The organism is Streptococcus bovimastitidis (assembly GCF_001885095.1).
Taxonomy (GTDB): Bacteria; Bacillota; Bacilli; order Lactobacillales; family Streptococcaceae; genus Streptococcus; species Streptococcus bovimastitidis.
In genome coordinates this window covers 415,473-434,866 of the sequence record NZ_LZDD01000001.1, presented here as the reverse complement: position 1 = coordinate 434,866, position 19,394 = coordinate 415,473, and the positions used below count along the sequence as shown (strand labels likewise).

Sequence of the window (19,394 nt, the reverse complement as noted above, 5' to 3'; positions counted from 1 at the left end):
TATTCTCCAGTCTTTAAATTTCTTTAATTATATCATGTTAAGGGTAAAAGGACTGATATTATCATTATCCTTACAAAAATAAAAAAAGAACTGACAACATCAGTTCTTTCAAGTATAGACCTAAGTACTATACCCCCATTCGTTAATAAAATAATAACATGAATTAAAATTTTACTCAAGGTGACAAAAAATTCATCAATTTTTCATAAGAACACAGTCACTACCGATTCCTCAAGGCCAAAACGGCGAGCAAAGCGAGCCATTTAAGATATTTTCCGCCATAGTCGTATTCCTGATACTAGAAAATAGTATCAGGAATGGGAAAGTTGATGACCTAGGCATCAACTTTAGCAATGGAATCCGCAGTGACGGAAGAAACTGTTTCACAGTTCCACTCATTTCCTTCAACAGTCACTCCCCTGACTGTTGAAGTGTCCCAGACTATATAAGGAAAATATCAAAAAAGAAAGATATCAGTATATGAAAATAATTTTCTAAAAAATATCAAAAAAGATACCTTTCATCCGAAAAGTATCTTTGGTTTGTAAAACTAAAGACTTTACAAGCCTTTAGTTTTGCCAGTTTTCTTGGTCTTGCTTGAATTTTTCAAGCAAAGCTAAACCGTCAGCATCAATAAAGCCTTTTTCCTTAGCAACTTGGATAAGTTCTGTATAGTGTGATAGGGTTAGTAGCTCAATACCAGCTTTATCAAAGTTGGCTTTTGCCTTTGGCAATTCATAAGTGAAAATAGCAACAACACCGAGTACTTCTGCTCCATCACGAATAGCGGCTGCTGCAGCATCAAGTACTGAACCACCAGTTGAAATCAGGTCCTCTATGATGACCATTTTTTGGCCCTTAGTCACGCGCCCTTCGATTTGGTTGCCAGCACCGTGATCTTTTGGTTTACTGCGGATATAGGCGAATGGCAATTCCATCTTGTCAGCGATGATGGCACCGTGAGGAATCCCTGCTGTTGCAGTCCCAGCGATCACTTCAACTTCTGGATAGTGGGCTTTAATGGTTTCGACAAAGCCATTTTCAATCAAAGTACGGGTCTTTGGATAAGATAAAGTGATGCGGTTGTCCGTATAGATCGGTGATTTAATACCTGATGCCCAAGTAAATGGTTCTTCAGGTTTAAGGTAAACAGCTTCGATTTCTAATAGGTCTGCAGCAATGTCTTGTGCTAAAGTCATGATTCTCTCCTTCAAATATCAGTTTAAGTCTTAGGCATTCCACTCAGCTTTAATCGCATGGTAGGCTTCCAGTGGGTTCTCAGCTTGAGTAATGGGACGACCAACAACGATGTAGTCAGAACCGATAGCTTTAGCTTCTTGAGGCGTCATAACCCGTTTTTGGTCACCAATCTCAGAACCTGTCGGACGAATCCCTGGCGTCAAGCAAACAAAGCCCTCAGGGGTTACTTCCTTAATAGCTTTAACCTCATGAGCTGAACACACCACACCGTCAAGATTAGCTTCAGCTGTTTTCTTAGCGTAATGTAAAACTGAGTCAATCAAACTTGTTTGAATATTTTGATCCTCACGCATCTGCTCTTCACTAGTTGAGGTTAATTGGGTTACGGCAATTAGAATTGGTCCTTGACCAAGACCATCACGAGCAGCTTGGAGCATATCAACCCCACCCGCAGCTTGAACAGTGGTCATATCAATGCCCATTTTAGCCAAAACGCGCATGGTTGATTTGACCGTATTGGGAATATCATGCAATTTCAAATCAAGAAATACGCTGTGACCAAGATCTTTCACATAACGAACAATCTCCGGACCAACAGCATAATAAAGTTCCATTCCAATTTTAACGTAAAGTTTTTCTTCTTTAGGAAAAAGATCTAAAAAGGCTTTAAATTCCTCAAAATCAGGAAAGTCTAAGGCAATAATGGGACGTGCTTCACGCATAAATAATTCCTTTCTGGACATAAGCTACAAAAAAACCTTACTTCCACAGAAGCAAGGTTACAGAAAATAAAGAGCAGACTGCTCCTCTCATTAACATGTAAACCTTGTAGCCTCTCTGGACTTTATTAAAGGTATCTCATTTTTCTCATTATAGCCTATTTTGGTATAGCTGTCAAAAAAATTTAGAAGAATCAGCCAAACATTCGGAAATAGGCAATAATGAGACCGAAATATGAGAAAAAAACCAATCAAAAGGATTGGCTTTAGCATGTTTTATTGAATATGTTCGGGACTAAATTGAGCCTCTGGTGACATGTGTTTTGGACTATGATAATGTTTACGGAATGCTTCTTCCTCGATGTTAACCATTTTGATTTGTTCAAACATAACCGGTGGAACTGGTACTTCTTTCAAAGACATGGCAATAATTTTCAAAGATGAAAAGACATCAATGAGAACACCAAAAACACGAATCCGATTATCCCCTAAAATAGCTTGGAAAACCTCTTTAGATTGACAAAGTTTTATCAGCTCATCAAGTCCTTTAACCCATTTTTCAACTATTTGAAGGGTTTTATTCATCAACTTAAAGGCTTTTTCTTCATACCAAAAAGTAGATTCAATCAACCGTTGTTGTTTATCCAGACCATCAATTGCTTTAACGAGGTCACCTAATTCAGACTGTACAAGCGCTGGCGAGAAATTTGCCCCCAAAATAGAAGGCGTTCTTTCCACCAATAAGAGCTCATCTTTAAAAAGTGTCAAATAGTGAATACTGACCAATAATTTTTGAATTAAAACTTTGTGACCATCTTGTTCAGTTACACTCATACGACACCATCCTTTACAGCTACTTATACGCGAAAACTATATTATTAATATAACACAAGAAAATTAAAAGGGCAATGCTATTGCATGATAATGTGATGACAAAAACAACCTTTAATCCCCTTTAATATAAGAAAAGTAATCCGAAGATTACTTTTCTTAAAAATTATAATTTTTCAAGAATAATATCTACAATTTGTTTACAAGCAGTTCCATCACCATATGGATTGCTTGCTTTACTCATTTCTTGATAGAATGAATTATTTTCTAATAATTGAGTAAAGTTTTGATAAATATTTTCCTCTTCTGTTCCAACTAATTTCAGTGTTCCCGCTTTTACACCTTCAGGTCTTTCAGTAGTATCACGCATTACGAGAACTGGTTTTCCTAAAGACGGTGCTTCTTCTTGAATGCCACCCGAATCAGTTAAAATGAGATAAGATTTATTCAAGAAATTATGAAAATCAATAACCTCTAATGGTTCGATAATTTTTATGCGGTCATCTTCATTAAATACTTTTTTTGCAACTTCTCTAACTCTAGGATTTTTATGAATTGGATAAATAGCTTTGACATCTGGATGTTCATCTAAAACTCTTTTAATAGCCCTAAACATATTTTCCATAGGAGTACCTAGGTTTTCTCTACGATGAGCCGTAATCATTATTAAGCGATCATTACCTACCCAATCAAATAATTCATGATTATAGTTAGGATCGACAGTAGTTTTTAATGCATCAATTGCTGTATTACCAGTCACATAAATATTATCTTGATTCTTACCTTCATTAAGTAAGTTTATTTTTGAAAGTTCTGTTGGAGCAAAATTGAAATCTGAAATAATTGAAACTGCTTGTCTATTAAATTCTTCAGGGAATGGGCTCTTCAAATTATTAGTTCTTAAGCCTGCTTCAACATGACCAACTTTAATGCCTTGATAAAATGCCGCAACTGCTGTTGCAAAAGTTGTCGTCGTATCACCATGAACTAGCACCAAGTCTGGTTTCTCAATTTCAAAGACATCTTTAATTTTTAATAAAATTGAAGATGTAATTGTATTTAAGGTTTGATTATCTTTCATTATTTCCAAATTATAATCAGGTTTAATTTGAAAGACATTTAGAACTTGTTCTAACATTTCTTTATGTTGTCCAGTAACACAAACTTTAGTAATTAATTGATCTGATTTCTTTAGCTCATTAACTAATGGACACATTTTGATTGCTTCAGGACGCGTTCCAAATACCAACATTACCTTTTTCATTTTTTCCCCTTTTCTACAATTTTCTTAAATAAAACATTCTCGAAACGAGAAGATAGATTTCCGAAATATCACAACATATTGCTAAAGCAATTAATTCAAACTTATGAAAGACAATTAATATTACAATACCTAGAACTTGAATTACAGCTGAAATAACTGTAGTTAACGTTGTTTCTTTAACAAGGCCTCTAGCACCTAAAACAGGCCATCCTATCAACATCGAATAAAAACTTACAACAAATACTGGTATAAGAAATTTTAATACATCACCGGCCGCATAAAAATCACTACCACCGATAATACTCATAATCGTATTCCCAAAAAATAATACAATCAAACTACCAATTGTAATTGGTATTGCAAAAAGTTTGGATAATTTTTTGATTAATTTCCAGTCTAATGTCTTTAGCATATGCGGATAAATACTATTAACAATAGGATTGTACATTGATTTTGCAGCTGCTACAATCTGCATACAAACACTCCAATAAGCAATTTCAACTTTACCCATATAAATACCAACGATCAAAGTTGTTAAAGCACCAAAAATGGTTGTGGCAAAATTTGAAAAGAAGTATACAGATGACTCTTTAATGTCTGAAAACCAAACCCGGTAATCATCAAATTGTATTTGGATTTTCTGTTTATAAATAAAGAAAATTGAAATCACTGCGGCCAAGGAATTCCCAACTATTTCCAAAATTGGAATTAGAAGGAAATCAGAATTTCCTTTTATCAGTACAAAAGTTAATGCCAACACTATTGTTTTAGAAACGACAAATGGATAAGTAACATATTCCATTTTTTCTAATCCCCTAAATAGGAAATCTGGAATAAAAATTGTTACAAGAGAGGAAATCAAAAATAGCCAAACGAATAACTGATTATTACTTAATATTGGTATTGAATTTGCTAAAATTACCGTAGACAAGATCCCAAGGAGACCTAAAATTGCCTTCTCAGCAAATACATTCCCAGTAATTTTACCTAATTTTTCTTTATCATCAGTAAATTTAACAATGTATTTTGTTGCTGATAAAATAAAACCAAAATCAAGTAAAAGTTGAATGTATGAATTGTAGGCTTTGACATAAGCAACAACTCCATAATGTTCAATAGATAGTACCCGAGTAAGATAAGGCAACGTTAACATGGGAAATATCATTTTGGTAAACATTAAAACATATAAGAAAATGGTATTTCTTAACAGCAAATTCTTTTTCTTATTTGGCATTCTCTAACATCTTTTCTTTCAACAAATCATAGTGAATTTGAGCTTTAGCAATTTCTTCATTTGGTATATTAACTGGAATCTCAGAGTATTTATTGAAAAGCTCAACAATTTCATCCACATTTGTTTCATATAATGAAACACAACGTTCTGGAGTACCAATTCGTTTGTAATAGCGTTTTGATTTAGTCGGATGTTCAGCAATACAAATAACAGCTTTATTGAAAATTGTAGCAATAACACCAACATGAAGTTTACAAGTAAGCACTGTATCAACACGATTCAATAATGAAAGCAATTCAAATGAAGAATCATATTTATAATGTGAGATAGTGCAACCACTTAATTCAAGGAAGCGCTCTAACTTATCTGTTTCATCCGCAAGAATTTGATCTGAACCAACAATAAAATGTAAATTATTATTATTTTTTGATAATAATTTTATTGTTTTTGCAAATTTTTCCAAAGCTTCCTCTGAATGATTATAGTGTACAAAAACGATTTGTTTTCCATTTGCTTCTTCTATAAGTTTGTCAATTTGAGAAGTATTCTCAATAATTTTAGAATAATCAAATGCTAATATTGGATCAGCACCTTCAAAGACTGAAGAAACTCCCAATTTTTCAAGAGCAATCTTAGATTCAGCATCTCTTACAGTTACTAGCTTTGCTTTCTTACATACAGCTTTAATAGCATTTGTAAGTAAGAAATCAGTATTTGGACCGGCACCAACACCAGATACATAGATATCTTGTTTTTTGACAATTGCTTTAAGTCCAGCTGGCATGAAACGAATGTATTGAACTAAGTTATGTTTTAACTTTGCATCATTTCCTTCACCAAAATATCCTCCTGGAATATACACCAAAGCATCTGCATTTTTTGAATCATTTTGTGCAAAATCATAGTTACGAGTGTATTTTTTAAAATAATCAGATGGATTATAGTATGAAATGGTAGCTTCCGGGAAAAGTTCTTTTAAGAATGAATGATAAATCTCACCATAAATAAAATCTCCGAAATTTGAAGAACCAAAATCTGTTGCACCATGTAGTAAGATTTTCATTAAATACTCCTATTTTTACTATATCTAATTAATAGATTTTTTATTAATAATGGAATTAAGGTCATAATCGCTAATGGTCTAGCAATATCCATTAATCCTGCCCTAATACATATAAAGATAACAAATAAGAATGAAAAATAAAGGGGTTCTTGATAATTTCCTTTATATTTCATATTTCCAACTTTACTGAGAACAATTCCGAAAAGGAGACAAAAAATAATTGCTCCAATCATACCAAAATTCCAGTAAAAGTCTCCAATTAAACTTGATCCAACAGGAATTCCAGTATATTTGTTAATTAATGCTGTAGAAAAACCATTTTTAAAGAAGGTAGGGAAAAAACCACCTAAAGGTAAAATGGCTAAGATTGACCGAACAAATGTTAAGCCTTTCTCAAAATGAAATACGGCGGGAACATATTTTACTATTGAGACAACTGAATAAAGACTTAGTCCAGTTTCTGCAAAAGTTTCCCCGAAAATTTCCCGAAGAAAATCTAAATGTATAACACTTTTAATGAATGATGGTATTACCATAGACAAATTGGTTCGATACTCTCGAATAATATAGATTAAATTTAAAAATAAGAATCCAAGAATACTAGTGCTAATGATTGTACTTAATTTTAGCTTGTGTTTCCCATAAACCCAACGATAACAAATGAGGATGGTTAAAATGGAAAATAATTGAGTTTTTCTTGATCCACTGAAAACCATAATCACTAAGTATAAAAAACTAATTATTGAAGTGAAAATACGTGCTGAATTTAGCTTATATTTTCTACTACAAAGTATAAAAGTTGATCCTGGAATAATAAGGTATGCAAAATCATCCAAAAATCCTGTTGCACCGGCTGCTTCTGCGTAAGCCGTATAAGTTCCTGCTCTAAAAGTCGATGTAACAACAATATAAGAATTTAGAAGGGAACAGAACAATCCAATAATAAATATTATCCATCCAACTTTATACATATTATTATTAATATTATTTTTAGTTAATTCAATATCAGATCCATGAGATGTATTTTTTTCTTTTGAAAAGGAATTATTCAAAAAATATCCTAAACTAATAAAATCTAAACTGAGTATTGCGTAGAGAGCTCCTCTTAGTTTGTCGTTCGGATGAAAAAATGTACCTGGATTCCAAACTAAACTTGTATGTAAATCAAATACTTTTAAGAAAACGTGTCCGAACATAAAAAGATACGAAACTAAAACAAACCAGATAGCAACATCTGAAAGTGGAGTTCTATAGATAACTACAAAACCAATCAGTGTCAAAATAAATGAAACAATTATCCAAGGAAAAATAACATGTTCATAGTTTGACGGAATCGATGTAGAAAAAATTTCAAATGCCCAGTAACTCAAAATAAAAATGAAACTTGAATAAATTATTAAAAACAAAAATTCACCCAAAGATATACTTCGCTTATATGATAAATTATCTGTGTTCACATTTTCTCCAATCTTTCCATATACCATCTTTCTTGTTGTTTAGCTAAGTAATTAACATCCCTCAAATTTTTAATATCATCCGGTAGAGATATTCTTTTAGTATTCAAACTGATAATCTTTTCAGCCCATGTAGTTAGGGAGTCCTCTAAAGAAATCGAAAGGTAATTATCAGTAAATTTAGACTCATCAGTAATATTATCAGAAACAACTGTTGGTAAGCCGTTCATTTGTACTTCGATTAAGGTAATTGGTAATCCTTCAAAAAGTGAAGGAAGTACAAACACATCAAGCATGTTTAACAATTGATCAACATCAGTTCTGACGCCTGTAAAGACTACAGAGTCAGACAAGCCCAATCGTTTAGCTTTTGATTTTAATTCTTCTTCTAATTCTCCACGTCCAATTAGAATTAGTTTACTATTATCTTTTAATTTCTTTATCTCTGAAAACACATCAAGCAAAAAAGATTGATTTTTTTGATGGGCCAATCGACCTACATTTCCGATAACAAACTGATTTTGTATATTCCAATCTTTTCTTAGCTGATTTCTCAAGTTTTGGTTAAAGGCAAATTTCTCACCATCAATAGCGTTGACCATAATTTTGACATTGTTATGTCGATAATTTTTTTCACCCCACATCCATTTAGCCGCATCAATACCGCATGCAAATAGGTCCGTTGCTGATATGATTGTTAGTTTTGAAAATATTTTTCTTTTTAATGTGGTAAGATTATTTTCAGGTACATTAGCCATATGGGCATGAGCTATTCTAATTTTGATACCACAAACCTGAGCAAGTAAAATGTATAAGTATCCCCAGTACCCCTGTGATACATGAATCATATCATAATTATTTTCATTTAAAATTTTGTAGATTGACTTAATGTACGAAAATATCCCATTTCGAGCAGGTTTTATATGGTAAATCTGACACCCTAATGCTTCTAATTCTTCTTCTAGAATTCCTTTTTGATCTGAATGGACAATAAAATCAAATTGAATTTGTGGAATCATTCTCACACAATAATCATAAATCACTCTGTCCGCACCACCACCATCAAGTGCTGGAATTGTATGTAGAATTTTTACCATTTTACTCCTTTAATTTAATAATTTGAAAAGTTTTTCTTCAAACTGATTTTGTTGACTTTCAACATGTTTTATAAATTTGTTAGTTCCATTATCGAGTTGATTCCAATCAATATTTTGATAAGATTCGAATAAATAATCACCTAACTTTTTAGGATTATCTAAATTTACTGTAACACCAAAATGATATTTATGAGAAATATCTTCCATAAAAGTCTCTTCACAAACTAAAATTGGAATATTTAATGTAGCAGCATAATATAATTTATTAGACAAGGCATAATCTAATACTGGTGTATGATTGCCATACAGATTATTCACAAAATCAGCGTTTTCATAAAAATCCAAGGTTTGTTCTGATTTGAAAGTATCAACCAAAGTTACATTTTGAATTTCATTTTCTTCGCAAAACGGATATAATTCGTCTCCTCGAGTTCCTATAAAACTAATATGAAATCTTGGATCATTTTTTAGAGCTAATAATAATTTTTTATGTTGCTCTTGATAATTTACATATCCTACAAAGACAATATTTAATTTTTCTCGAATTTTATCTCTTCTTTTTATCTTTAATAAATTCTCAATTGGCCAATTTCTAATATTATGGGCAACCTCGTATTCTGCTTCAGTTGGAAGAAAGTTTAAAAAACCTTCTGAAGAAACAACATTCATAGCTGAATTCTTTAGTAATTTTTTTTCAATATTGTAAATTAACTTATTATTTTCATAAGTGTAGTCTCTTACATCTACAATATATTTATTTTTATAATTTTTGAGTAAAATATCACTTAATAGTAAAGCACTTAAGGTTTGAAGTAAAATAATAACATCAAATTCATTTTCCAAAAGTATCTTTTTAACAAATTTTCTGTACTCAATATAACCTAATGCTTTATCCTTTTTTGTTTCAAATTTATGTTGAAAACGATAGTATTTATTTTTTTCATCGGTTTCATTTAAATTTGCTCTATCCCAATATATGATTGAAATTGGTGAATTTATTTTATTAGTATATGTATGTAAATAGGGTACTAAATATATATTGCCCATAGTCACTATACATATTTTCTTTTCATTATTCAAAATGACACTTACCTCATTTATTTTGTGATTCAATCTCTTGACGAACCATTGATAATTTTAAATCGCTACCCCATACTGCTTTTGAATCATAAGGTCTATCAGGAAATACCCCATATTGCAATTTAATATTTAATTTATTTTCTTTAATGAAACGTTCAACTCTATCTGCTAGTTTTTCCGGACGACCAGAACAGATATTAATAATACCGTTTATCTTAGATTGACTAGCTGTTATTGAGACAGCATCACAAAAATCATCATAATTAATAAAGTCAAATTGATTCAAACCTAATGTAAACGGAAACTCTGTTTTACCCTCTGAATTTGCTTGAATAATTTTAGAAAAAATAGAACTTCCATCCTTAGTATTTCCAACAATATAGAAACCTCTTAACCATTGAAATACAACAGAATTTTGTTTACACAAAAGTTCGACAGCATTTCTCAAGGCATCTTTACTTATACCATAAAGACTTTGTGGATTTGTTGGCGTATTTTCAGTTATCGCACCTTCAAAAAATCCTACTTCATGCATACTACCAAGTACCGCAATATGTTTCAAACCTTGATCAATCATTTTTGAAATAAACTGATAGTGTGCTGGTAAGTCATTTATATGATTTATTGAATTGTGAACAAAACCGTCTCTCCATGCCATATGAATTAATATTTCAGGTTCTCCAAAATAACTAAATGGATTTTCAATACTAAAAAGGTCACATTCAATAACTTCTGCTCTTTTATCAATAAAATTTGATTTAAAATCAGTTGCAATTACCTTATGCCCCTTATTAAGTAAATCTTGAACTACACCCTTACCTAAATATCCATTTGCTCCAGTAACAAGTACCTTCATATTAATTCTCCTTTTTTCGCCACAACTGTTGTTCAAAATTATATTGCTTTATGACCCTAGCAGGCGAACCAACAACAATAGAGTTATCCGCAACATCCTTATTTACCACTGAATTTGCTCCAATAATTGAACCATTTCCTATTTTTACTCCGGGTAATATTACAACATTTTCTCCAATCCAGACATTCGACCCTATATTAACTGCCTTTGTTACCAATTTTCGGTCATTAGGTTTTACTAATGGACTATCTTGAAAATCGCCAGAATAAGAACCATGGCTAGTATCACTGATAAAAACTTTTGAAGCAATTAATACATCATCTCCAAGAGTTACACTTTCATGAGCAACTATGTGAACATAATCCCCAATTTCGCAATTTCTCCCAATAATTAGTCTCTTTTCAGCATCACCAAGTAAATCAAATCTACAAGCATGGCCTAAAGTTAAACCACTATCAAACTTAAAGCTCCTTTTACCACGTATGTAAAAAGGTCTTCTTATCAGTCTTGCATTTCTGTAAAATATTTTGGTTAATATTAATGCATGAACATTTGAGATAAATTCTGAAGCACTATATTTGTTTGCCATTATTAAACTCCTAGAGTATCCAAAACCCATTGATCCAAAGAATACTTTTCGTAAATAGTATCTTCAATTTTTTTATAGGGTTTTTTCATAAAATCAAGATCAATTTCCACATTATTACGATCAATAATTGAAATATTCTCCTGATGATAAAAATCATAGTTTGAGATAGATTGATTTGTAGTAATAATTTTTTTGTTCATTCCCAACATTTCAATAGTTCTCATTGTTAAACCAGTTTGATTAGGATGTTGAATATCTAATACTGCTCTTGAATCCATTATTATTTTTGTTATTTCTTCTCCAGATTTCTTTTCAAAACTAAAATCAGTAAGTTTAGCATACTTGAATTCATTTTTTGTAATTTTATATAAGTAATACATAAACTTGCCTTGCAGAAAATTGAAGTAATAAGTTTTTAAATGTTTTTTTTCAGCCTCATTTTCAACTTGTGAAATCACCTTATATCTATCAGAATGTATAGTTCCAAATGAAGAAATATCATATATGTAATTTTTTTCATTATCAACTGGATAACGGTAAATATCACTAAAAAAAAGTGGTCGAAAATTAAAATTATTTTCTTGACTATCTTTTTCATCAAAACTTGAAACTAAGTCAAAATAACTTATTTTTTTCTCAATATTTTTGACATTTTTTATTGAATCCCACATATACAAACAAAATTTTGCACTAGTGAAATGAGAACGAAATTTTTCCATTACTGAGACTGTAGGAGTCTCACATTTTAAAAAGAAAATATAATCAAAATCAATATGCTTTACTTGTTCAAAAATATTTGTAAAATATCGTTCGATTTTTTTTGCAAATATTTCTGGATTAACTTTTAGAAGGGCTTTTTCATAACTTGACGTAAACGGACGTTCATCAAAAAAAACAACTTCCGCTCCCATTGATTCCATTTTTTTTAAAATAGAATCTTCATACCCAAAAAACTTTGGTGAAAAAAATAATATTTTTTTTTGGTTTAACATTTAAGCTCCTTAAAGCTATTTATTTCTCTTCAGATTTCTTTACTGAATCTTGGAAACTGACAACATTATAATCAAAAGTTTCTTGTGAAATACTTTGATCATACATGAGGTTTCCAAATAACTTATTAATTTGACTAACTCCAAACATGCTTTTAATTAAAGGATTAAAAAGAGGTGTAAGGAATGTCTTTTTACCATTTGCTGATCTGATAGTTTCAACTAAGTGACTTGTATTTACGTATTCCTTATTCTGTGGAAAGTGCAAGCCACTAAGTTCATTATCAATGGCTAATCTGACAAACTCCAAAAGATTATCAATGTATACCATGCTCCGCTTATTAGTAATTTTAGGGAAAATAGGTGTTATTTTAGAAAGCTTGGAAAGTCTTGTATAATTTCCAGTTGCTTTTGGTCCATAAACCATTGGTGGTCTCATAATAAGTACTTTAAAAGTATCTAATTGAAGAGCCTTTAAGCCAACTTCCGCCGCTAGTTTACTTTTTCCATAATAAGTAGATGGATTTTCCTTTGTAGCACTATTAATAAGTGACTCTTCATTCCCATAAACACTCATGCTACTTAAGAAAATAAACTGATTTACTCCTGCTGCTTTTGCCAGACTAGCCAATTCAATAGGCAAATCAGTATTAACTTTTTGATAAAGACTTGGATCCATATTTTTTTCATTTTTATGGACAATTGCGGCAACATGAAAAATAACATCGTAAGGTGAAAAATCAGTTTTTTTCCACTCTGGATTGATCATATCTAATGTTTCAACTTGATAATCCCCTTGTGATTGATCAAGCCATTTTTCAAAAGAGGTTCCAATATAGGAATTTGCACCTGTAATTAATACACGCTTCATTGTGAGGACTCCTTATCCTTGTTTCCAGTTCCACCTTCAACAACACCATCCCTTTTAAGAACACTAATAAAAGTTCCAATAAAGCATTTGACGTCTAGCATAAAGGACATGTTTTTGACATAAAAACCATCTAATTGGGCTTTATCTTCTATTTCAAGCTCATCACGACCATGAATTTGAGCCCAACCTGTTAAACCTGGCAAGATATCATTAGCCTGATATTTATCGCGCTCTGCAATCAAATCATATTGATTCCACAATGCAGGACGAGGACCAATGATGGCCATTTCACCTTTAAAAATATTGAAGAGTTGAGGTAATTCATCCAAACTTGTTTTTCTTAAGAAAGCACCCACTTTTGTAATCATCGTGCTTGGATCTTTTAACATGTGGGTTGGCATATCTGCAGGTGCATCACTATACATGCTACGGAATTTGTAAATCATAAAATGATTTTTATCTTTACCCACACGTTTTTGTTTGAACAAGACTGGACCTTTAGAATCAATTTTGATGGCTATCGCAATTCCAGCTAAAATCGGACTAAGGATCACAATCGCAATTGCAGAAAGCGTTATGGCTAAAAGGCGTTTAATAAATGGATACATCTTTACTCCTGTTTTGCGTTTTCAATTAAGGTTTCTCTAAGGTCTTTTTCAGATAATTGAGATAAGCCATTGATGATGTTTTCAACTTCAGATAATGGTTTTGAGGTTACTTTTCCAACGAATATCTTGTCATGAATTTGCTCACTAACACGTTCTTCACTAGAAAGTAATTCTTCATATAATTTTTCACCAGGACGGATACCTGATTCAACAATTTCAATGTCATCTTCGGTATGGCCACTAAGCTTGATAACTTTTTTAGCCAAGTCAAGTATCTTAACAGGTTGCCCCATATCAAGGACAAAGACTTCGCCACCTTGAGCCAAGTAACCTGCTTGAATAACTAAACGACTAGCCTCTGGAATGGTCATAAAGTAACGGGTCATTCGGAAATCGGTAACTGTCACTGGTCCACCTTTTTTGATTTGTTCTTCGAAAAGGGGGACAACTGATCCACGACTTCCTAAGACATTCCCGAAGCGAACGGCTGCAAATTGTGTTTTGCCAGCTTCATTCAAACCTGTCACAATCATTTCCGCAAAGCGTTTAGTTGCCCCCATAACATTCGGTGGGTTTACTGCCTTGTCAGTAGAAATCATGACGAATTTTGAAATACCGGCTGCTTTTGCTGCTTCCGCCACATTTTTGGTTCCAAAAATATTATTTTTAACAGCTTCGCGTGGATTATATTCCATAAGTGGGACATGTTTATGAGCTGCTGCGTGGTAAACAATATCTGGCTGATAGTCAGCCATAATTTGAAAAATAAGGGTACGATCTTGAATGTCCGCAATAATGGGCACAATTTCAAAAGAATCTCGATATTTTTCCCTCAATTCTCTATTAATCAGATAGATGGAATTTTCACCATGCCCTAATAGAAGAATTTTGCGTGGATTAAATTTTGCAACTTGACGACAAATTTCTGAACCGATAGAACCACCAGCACCTGTGACTAAAACTGTTTTGCCATTAAAAAATTCAGATAAGGATGACTGATCCAAGACTACTTCTTTTCGCCCTAGTAAGTCAGCGATGTCAATTTCTTTAAACTTATTAAGGGAGATATTACCCATCACAATATTTTCAATACTTGGCATATTGTTAACGGAAACGTTTGCGGAATGACAAATATCTAAGATACTTTCACGTTCAGGACCAGATAAACTTGGAATAGCAATGGTAACTTGGTTAACTTCATAGTCAGCAACAATTCTTGGAATACTTTGTTTATTTCCAAGAACTTTTATACCATGCAAATATGTCCCATGCTTATTAATGTCAGAATCAACGATTCCAACAATCTCCATATTTTTACCCTTATTGAGAACTGTTTGAACAAAGGTTGAGCCCCCTTCACCAGCACCAACGACCAAGATGCGTTTTTTATTATTTTGCTTACGTTTTTGCATTTTCGGTGCAAAATCGTGATACATACGCCAGGTCATGCGAGGAATAATAACTAGGAAGGTACTAAAAAGATACCCCAGAAAAATAAAGCGTCTGCTAAAAGAATCAAAGTTGAGTAAAGCGACAATATATGATGCTATAGAAGCAATTAGGAGACTTACGATAATTTCGAAAATGATTTTATAATCGGTAAAACGATTGATAATAGAGAATATTCTAAAACGTATACCAATTAACGTATAGACAAAAAGAGTCACGAGAAGAGTTACTAATACTTCCTTATCTGTTAGACTATGGCTATAAGCTAACAAAAACTGATGTGCTGATACATAGGAAATACTGATCATCAACAAATCTAAGAAATATAATATGACTCTTTTCTGACTTCTTTTCATTTTTTACTTTCTCTTTCTAGTTAGACGTTTTGATTTTTTACTTGTTTCTTTCTTACCATAATTTCCGTAATTACCGTAAGCGCCATAAGAACCATATCCGCCATAAGAATCAATTGTACTGTCAACTTTATTAAGGATAATACCTAGGAATTGAGCACCACTTTGTTCCATCTGTTCTTTGGCTTTTTGAATAAAGCGTCTTTTAATTGCTCCTTCTTCAGTAACAATAACTGAAGCATCTGCTTTTTGAGCAACAATGGCTGAATCAATAACCAAACCAATTGGTGGTGTATCGATAATGATATAGTCGAAAACTTCTTTTAAGGTATCAATCATATAGTTGAAATTATTATTTTGGAGAAGGGTTGTAGGGTTTGGTGGGACATGCCCAGCCGGAATGACCATTAGGTTTTCAACATTACTTCTGGAGATGACTGCTGATAAGTCAGCATTCCCAGAAAGGTAACTAGACAGACCTTCATATTTTTCATCCGACTTAAAAGTCCCTGACATAACTGAATTTCGAATATCAGCATCGATTAACAAGGTCTTAAAGCCAGCCTTGGCAAAAGAAACTGCTAGGTTGACTGAAGTTGTTGATTTGCCTTCACCAGGTTGAACTGAAGTTAAAACAATAACTCGTAAATCTCGACCTGAGAATTGAATATTGGTTCTGATGGAATTGTAATACTCTTCAGCTAATGTATATAAATCTAATTTTGATTTGACTAATTCTAATTGTGCCATGATTCACCTCTTACATTTTATCTGTATTTGGAACAATACCTAGTAGTGTCATTCCAAGAACTTCTTCGACGTCTTCAGGTCGTTTGACACGATCATCTAACACTTCACGTACAACAACGACAATCATTGTCAGTAAAGCACCCATAAAGATACCAAGTAAAGTGTTTCGTTTAATATTAGGTGATGATGGACTTGATGGCAGTTGTGCTTTTTCAAGTGGTGTCACATCTTTGACTTTTGTAACAGATTTAATCTTTTCAGAAGCTACTTCACGAATGGAATTGGCTAAATCTTTGGCTTGTTGTGGATCTTGATTGGTTACTGAGATTGAGATAACACGAGTATCAGCAGGAATTGTAACAGCAATCATTTTAGACAGTTGCTCAGGTGTCACTGATAATCCATCATTAGCAATAACGTCTTTCATAACATCACGGGAAGTGATGATTTCTTTGTAGTCGTTAACCAAATAGTCACCAGCCTGCAAATCAGTTGCCGTAATATTATTTGATTGTTGCTGATTAATAACATATAAGCGCGTTGAAGATGTGTATTTTGGTTTGATCAAAAAGAGTGAGGCCATCAAGGCAAGAGTACCAAAGAATAGGGCCATAAAAAGGATGAGAAATTTTTTATTCCAAAGTTTTTTCAAAAGGCTAAGAACATCAATCTCCATTGATGAACGGTCTGTGTTATTCATAAAATCTCCTATAAATATTGATTATCGATTAAGGTCTGCGCATTGCTTTCAAAAAGTGCACGCGCCCGATTGCGGCCATATTCTTTGGCGACTACATCACGAGCTTCTTTCATATAAGGTGGACGTTTCTTTAAGTTGTGCATATCTGAAGCCACACAGTGAACAAGGTTTTCATCTAAAAAGTAAGCTGCTCGTTTTTTAAAGACTTTTAGTTTATCGCCGAATAGCTTAGCTTTCACAACGTGAGCACTGTTAACTTGTGTGTAACAACCCATATCAATTAATTCTTGGACACGGTCTTTCTTAAAAGCTAGGGCCTCATAGCGTTCAATGTGGGCTACAATTGGTGTTATCCCTAGCATGATGACCTGTGATAAGGCTGTGTGAATCTCCTTCCAAGGCGTAGCCATGGAGAATTCGATTAATGCGAATCGGGTACCATTCATGCGAGGAACTTGTTGATGCTCTAATTTTTCTAAAATATCATGTGTAAAATAAAGTTCTGCTCCATAAAGTAGAGTCAAGTCAGGGTAAAGTTTTTCGGCTTCCCTTTTAACTTGTGAAAATTTATTTGCAATATCATCTTCAGGTGTTTCAAACATGCCTTTTCGACGGTGTGATGTCGAAACAATGGTACGAACACCTTGTTTATAACTTTCTCCAATAAGAGATAGACTTTCATCTATCGTCAGCGGACCATCATCCACATCAAAAACGATATGGGAATGGATATCAATCATTCGTTTCCCTCCATAATTGCCTTAATGGCTTCTTTTGCTTGGTTAACACTGGCATCATCTAATTTGTACATATATAAAGCAGAACCCGGCATAGCATAGGAAGGTAATTGACCTGTTGAACCTGTACCTGTCACATCTTGAGATGTTACGGAGAAACTATCTTTATTTTCTAATTGACTGTTAGCAATGGTCATCATTTGATTCAAACTCAAGTTGGTTTGAACAGAATTTTGCAGACCAGTAATAATCGCTGATGCTTGACTTGGTGATTTGATAGTACTTAATTTATTAATAATAGCCGTAATAACTTTTTCTTGGTTTTTACCACGGTCATTATCGCCACCTTCAAGGGCATGACGTTCTCTAACAAAAACTAAGGCCTGTTTTGAATTCAAGGCTATTGTTCCCTTAGGGAAATCATAGCCATTAGCCGAGAAGGCTGTGTCATTTTGCACATCAATACCACCTAATAAATCAATCAAGTCAGCAAAGGTTGTGAAGTTGATACGTGCATAATTATCAATTTGAATCCCATAGAGATTTTCTAAGGTTTTCATTGATGTTTCAACACCATAGATACCTGCATGAGTCAATTTATCGTATTGATCGCCACCACCATCTGGGATTTTGACGTAAGAGTCACGTGGTGTTGTTGTTAGGAGAACTTTATGGGTATTCATATTAACAGTCATGATAATATTCACGTCTGAGCGTGATACTGTTGAGATAGCACCATAAGTATCTATACCACTAATATAGAGGTTGTAAACACCTGATTTATTTAATGGTTTATCTGTACTTTTAATATTCTTTTTGATTTTGTAGGTATAGATGGTTTTAACTTTGTCTTTATAGTTTGCGTCATTTTGTTCGATCAAAGCTTGGTAAGCAGAGTTCATAACCATCGCTTTAGCAGTACCATCTTTAAGATCTTGATATGCATCTTGGTAAGAAGCAACTTCTTTTGTTTGTGGACTAACTTTTTTGACAGATTCTAAGTGGTTCAGCAATTCGCTGATGTTACTTTCATCTGCCTTCTTTGGTGCTTCGAGGCTATCCACCTCTTTAATTGTAGAGATTCTACTGTCTTTTGGCACAACAACAGACATTTCAACTTCTGAAAAGGCAGCTGTTTTATTCATTTGCGCCGTTAAATCGATTGTCGATTTAAAAGTATAGAGCATGATTGCTAAGGCAAGGTTTGCCAAAATGAGTCCAATCATGGTAAAAAGTTTGGCTTTTTTCTTAATAACTAGTAAGAGCGCTAGAAAAAAAAGAGCTACAAGAGCACAACTAATCATAAGGTTAATGTGATGGAAAGCTAGGAAATTATAACTATACATCATCAAACCTACAATAATTGAGAGAATTGTATAGAGGGTTAATAATACAAAATTTATTATGGTAAAAGTACCATTTCCTCTACGACTTGTTTTTTTGTTTTTACGTGACCTTGTCGACATTTTTTAAATCTCCAAATTCTTTTAAATACACAAAAATATAGATTTATTCTAGCATTTTTAGAGGGAAATTGCAATTTCTAGAAA

General features: G+C 32.9%; 19 protein-coding genes. All 19 read right to left on the bottom strand.

Annotated features, from left to right (window positions below; all coding sequences use genetic code 11):
- Positions 1-569: 569 nt before the first annotated feature.
- The 19 genes from pyrE to cpsA all read right to left on the bottom strand — a co-directional run bounded on the left by pyrE (position 570) and on the right by cpsA (position 19,310).
- A complete protein-coding gene (pyrE, locus tag A9Q68_RS02075) occupies positions 570-1,199 on the bottom strand; it encodes an orotate phosphoribosyltransferase (protein WP_071793004.1) in 630 nt (209 codons plus the stop codon).
- A 30-nt stretch (positions 1,200-1,229) separates the two neighbouring features.
- Positions 1,230-1,922: an orotidine-5'-phosphate decarboxylase gene (gene pyrF, locus A9Q68_RS02070; protein WP_071793003.1), complete on the bottom strand. Its 693-nt coding sequence runs from the start codon at positions 1,920-1,922 to the stop codon at positions 1,230-1,232.
- 273 nt (positions 1,923-2,195) lie between these two features.
- Entirely contained in the window at positions 2,196-2,753 is a 558-nt protein-coding gene (locus A9Q68_RS02065; RefSeq protein WP_071793002.1) for a hypothetical protein, read from the bottom strand.
- A gap of 163 nt (positions 2,754-2,916) precedes the next feature.
- Positions 2,917-4,014, bottom strand: coding sequence for a non-hydrolyzing UDP-N-acetylglucosamine 2-epimerase (wecB, locus tag A9Q68_RS02060; RefSeq protein WP_071793001.1), 1,098 nt, complete (start codon positions 4,012-4,014; stop codon positions 2,917-2,919).
- A gap of 13 nt (positions 4,015-4,027) precedes the next feature.
- Complete coding sequence (locus A9Q68_RS02055; RefSeq protein WP_071793000.1) at positions 4,028-5,248, bottom strand: oligosaccharide flippase family protein; 1,221 nt, start codon at positions 5,246-5,248, stop codon at positions 4,028-4,030.
- Positions 5,238-6,311: a polysaccharide pyruvyl transferase family protein gene (locus A9Q68_RS02050; protein ID WP_071792999.1), complete on the bottom strand. Its 1,074-nt coding sequence runs from the start codon at positions 6,309-6,311 to the stop codon at positions 5,238-5,240. Before A9Q68_RS02050 ends, A9Q68_RS02055 begins: the two co-directional genes overlap by 11 nt.
- A complete protein-coding gene (wzy, locus tag A9Q68_RS02045) occupies positions 6,311-7,768 on the bottom strand; it encodes an O-antigen polysaccharide polymerase Wzy (RefSeq protein ID WP_071792998.1) in 1,458 nt (485 codons plus the stop codon). Before wzy ends, A9Q68_RS02050 begins: the two co-directional genes overlap by 1 nt.
- Entirely contained in the window at positions 7,765-8,862 is a 1,098-nt protein-coding gene (locus tag A9Q68_RS02040) for a glycosyltransferase family 1 protein (protein ID WP_071792997.1), read from the bottom strand. The genes wzy and A9Q68_RS02040 overlap by 4 nt, the downstream gene beginning before the upstream one ends.
- A 9-nt stretch (positions 8,863-8,871) precedes the next feature.
- On the bottom strand, positions 8,872-9,942 hold the full coding sequence (locus tag A9Q68_RS02035) for a glycosyltransferase family protein (RefSeq protein WP_131814168.1): 1,071 nt from the start codon (positions 9,940-9,942) through the stop codon (positions 8,872-8,874).
- A gap of 13 nt (positions 9,943-9,955) precedes the next feature.
- Complete coding sequence (locus tag A9Q68_RS02030) at positions 9,956-10,798, bottom strand: NAD-dependent epimerase/dehydratase family protein (RefSeq protein WP_071792995.1); 843 nt, start codon at positions 10,796-10,798, stop codon at positions 9,956-9,958.
- Between the two features lies 1 nt (position 10,799).
- Entirely contained in the window at positions 10,800-11,387 is a 588-nt protein-coding gene (locus tag A9Q68_RS02025) for a DapH/DapD/GlmU-related protein (protein WP_240494204.1), read from the bottom strand.
- Positions 11,388-11,389: 2 nt separating this feature from the next.
- A complete protein-coding gene (locus tag A9Q68_RS02020) occupies positions 11,390-12,379 on the bottom strand; it encodes a WaaS/CpsH family glycosyltransferase (protein ID WP_071792994.1) in 990 nt (329 codons plus the stop codon).
- 19 nt (positions 12,380-12,398) lie between these two features.
- Positions 12,399-13,247 carry an NAD-dependent epimerase/dehydratase family protein gene (locus A9Q68_RS02015; RefSeq protein WP_071792993.1) on the bottom strand — a complete coding sequence of 283 codons (849 nt, stop codon included), beginning with the start codon at positions 13,245-13,247 and terminating at the stop codon, positions 12,399-12,401.
- A complete protein-coding gene (locus A9Q68_RS02010) occupies positions 13,244-13,855 on the bottom strand; it encodes a sugar transferase (protein WP_071792992.1) in 612 nt (203 codons plus the stop codon). Before A9Q68_RS02010 ends, A9Q68_RS02015 begins: the two co-directional genes overlap by 4 nt.
- 2 nt (positions 13,856-13,857) lie before the next feature.
- Positions 13,858-15,660, bottom strand: coding sequence for a polysaccharide biosynthesis protein (locus tag A9Q68_RS02005; RefSeq protein ID WP_071792991.1), 1,803 nt, complete (start codon positions 15,658-15,660; stop codon positions 13,858-13,860).
- Positions 15,661-15,663: 3 nt separating this feature from the next.
- Positions 15,664-16,407, bottom strand: a complete 744-nt coding sequence (locus A9Q68_RS02000) for a tyrosine-protein kinase (protein WP_071792990.1) — start codon at positions 16,405-16,407, stop codon at positions 15,664-15,666.
- Between the two features lie 10 nt (positions 16,408-16,417).
- Positions 16,418-17,107: a Wzz/FepE/Etk N-terminal domain-containing protein gene (locus tag A9Q68_RS01995; protein WP_071792989.1), complete on the bottom strand. Its 690-nt coding sequence runs from the start codon at positions 17,105-17,107 to the stop codon at positions 16,418-16,420.
- Between the two features lie 8 nt (positions 17,108-17,115).
- A complete protein-coding gene (gene cps4B / locus A9Q68_RS01990; protein ID WP_071792988.1) occupies positions 17,116-17,847 on the bottom strand; it encodes a capsular polysaccharide biosynthesis protein Cps4B in 732 nt (243 codons plus the stop codon).
- Positions 17,844-19,310 (bottom strand): LCP family glycopolymer transferase CpsA, encoded by a 1,467-nt coding sequence (gene cpsA, locus A9Q68_RS01985; RefSeq protein ID WP_071792987.1) that lies wholly within the window; start codon positions 19,308-19,310, stop codon positions 17,844-17,846. The genes cps4B and cpsA overlap by 4 nt, the downstream gene beginning before the upstream one ends.
- Positions 19,311-19,394 lie beyond the last annotated feature (84 nt).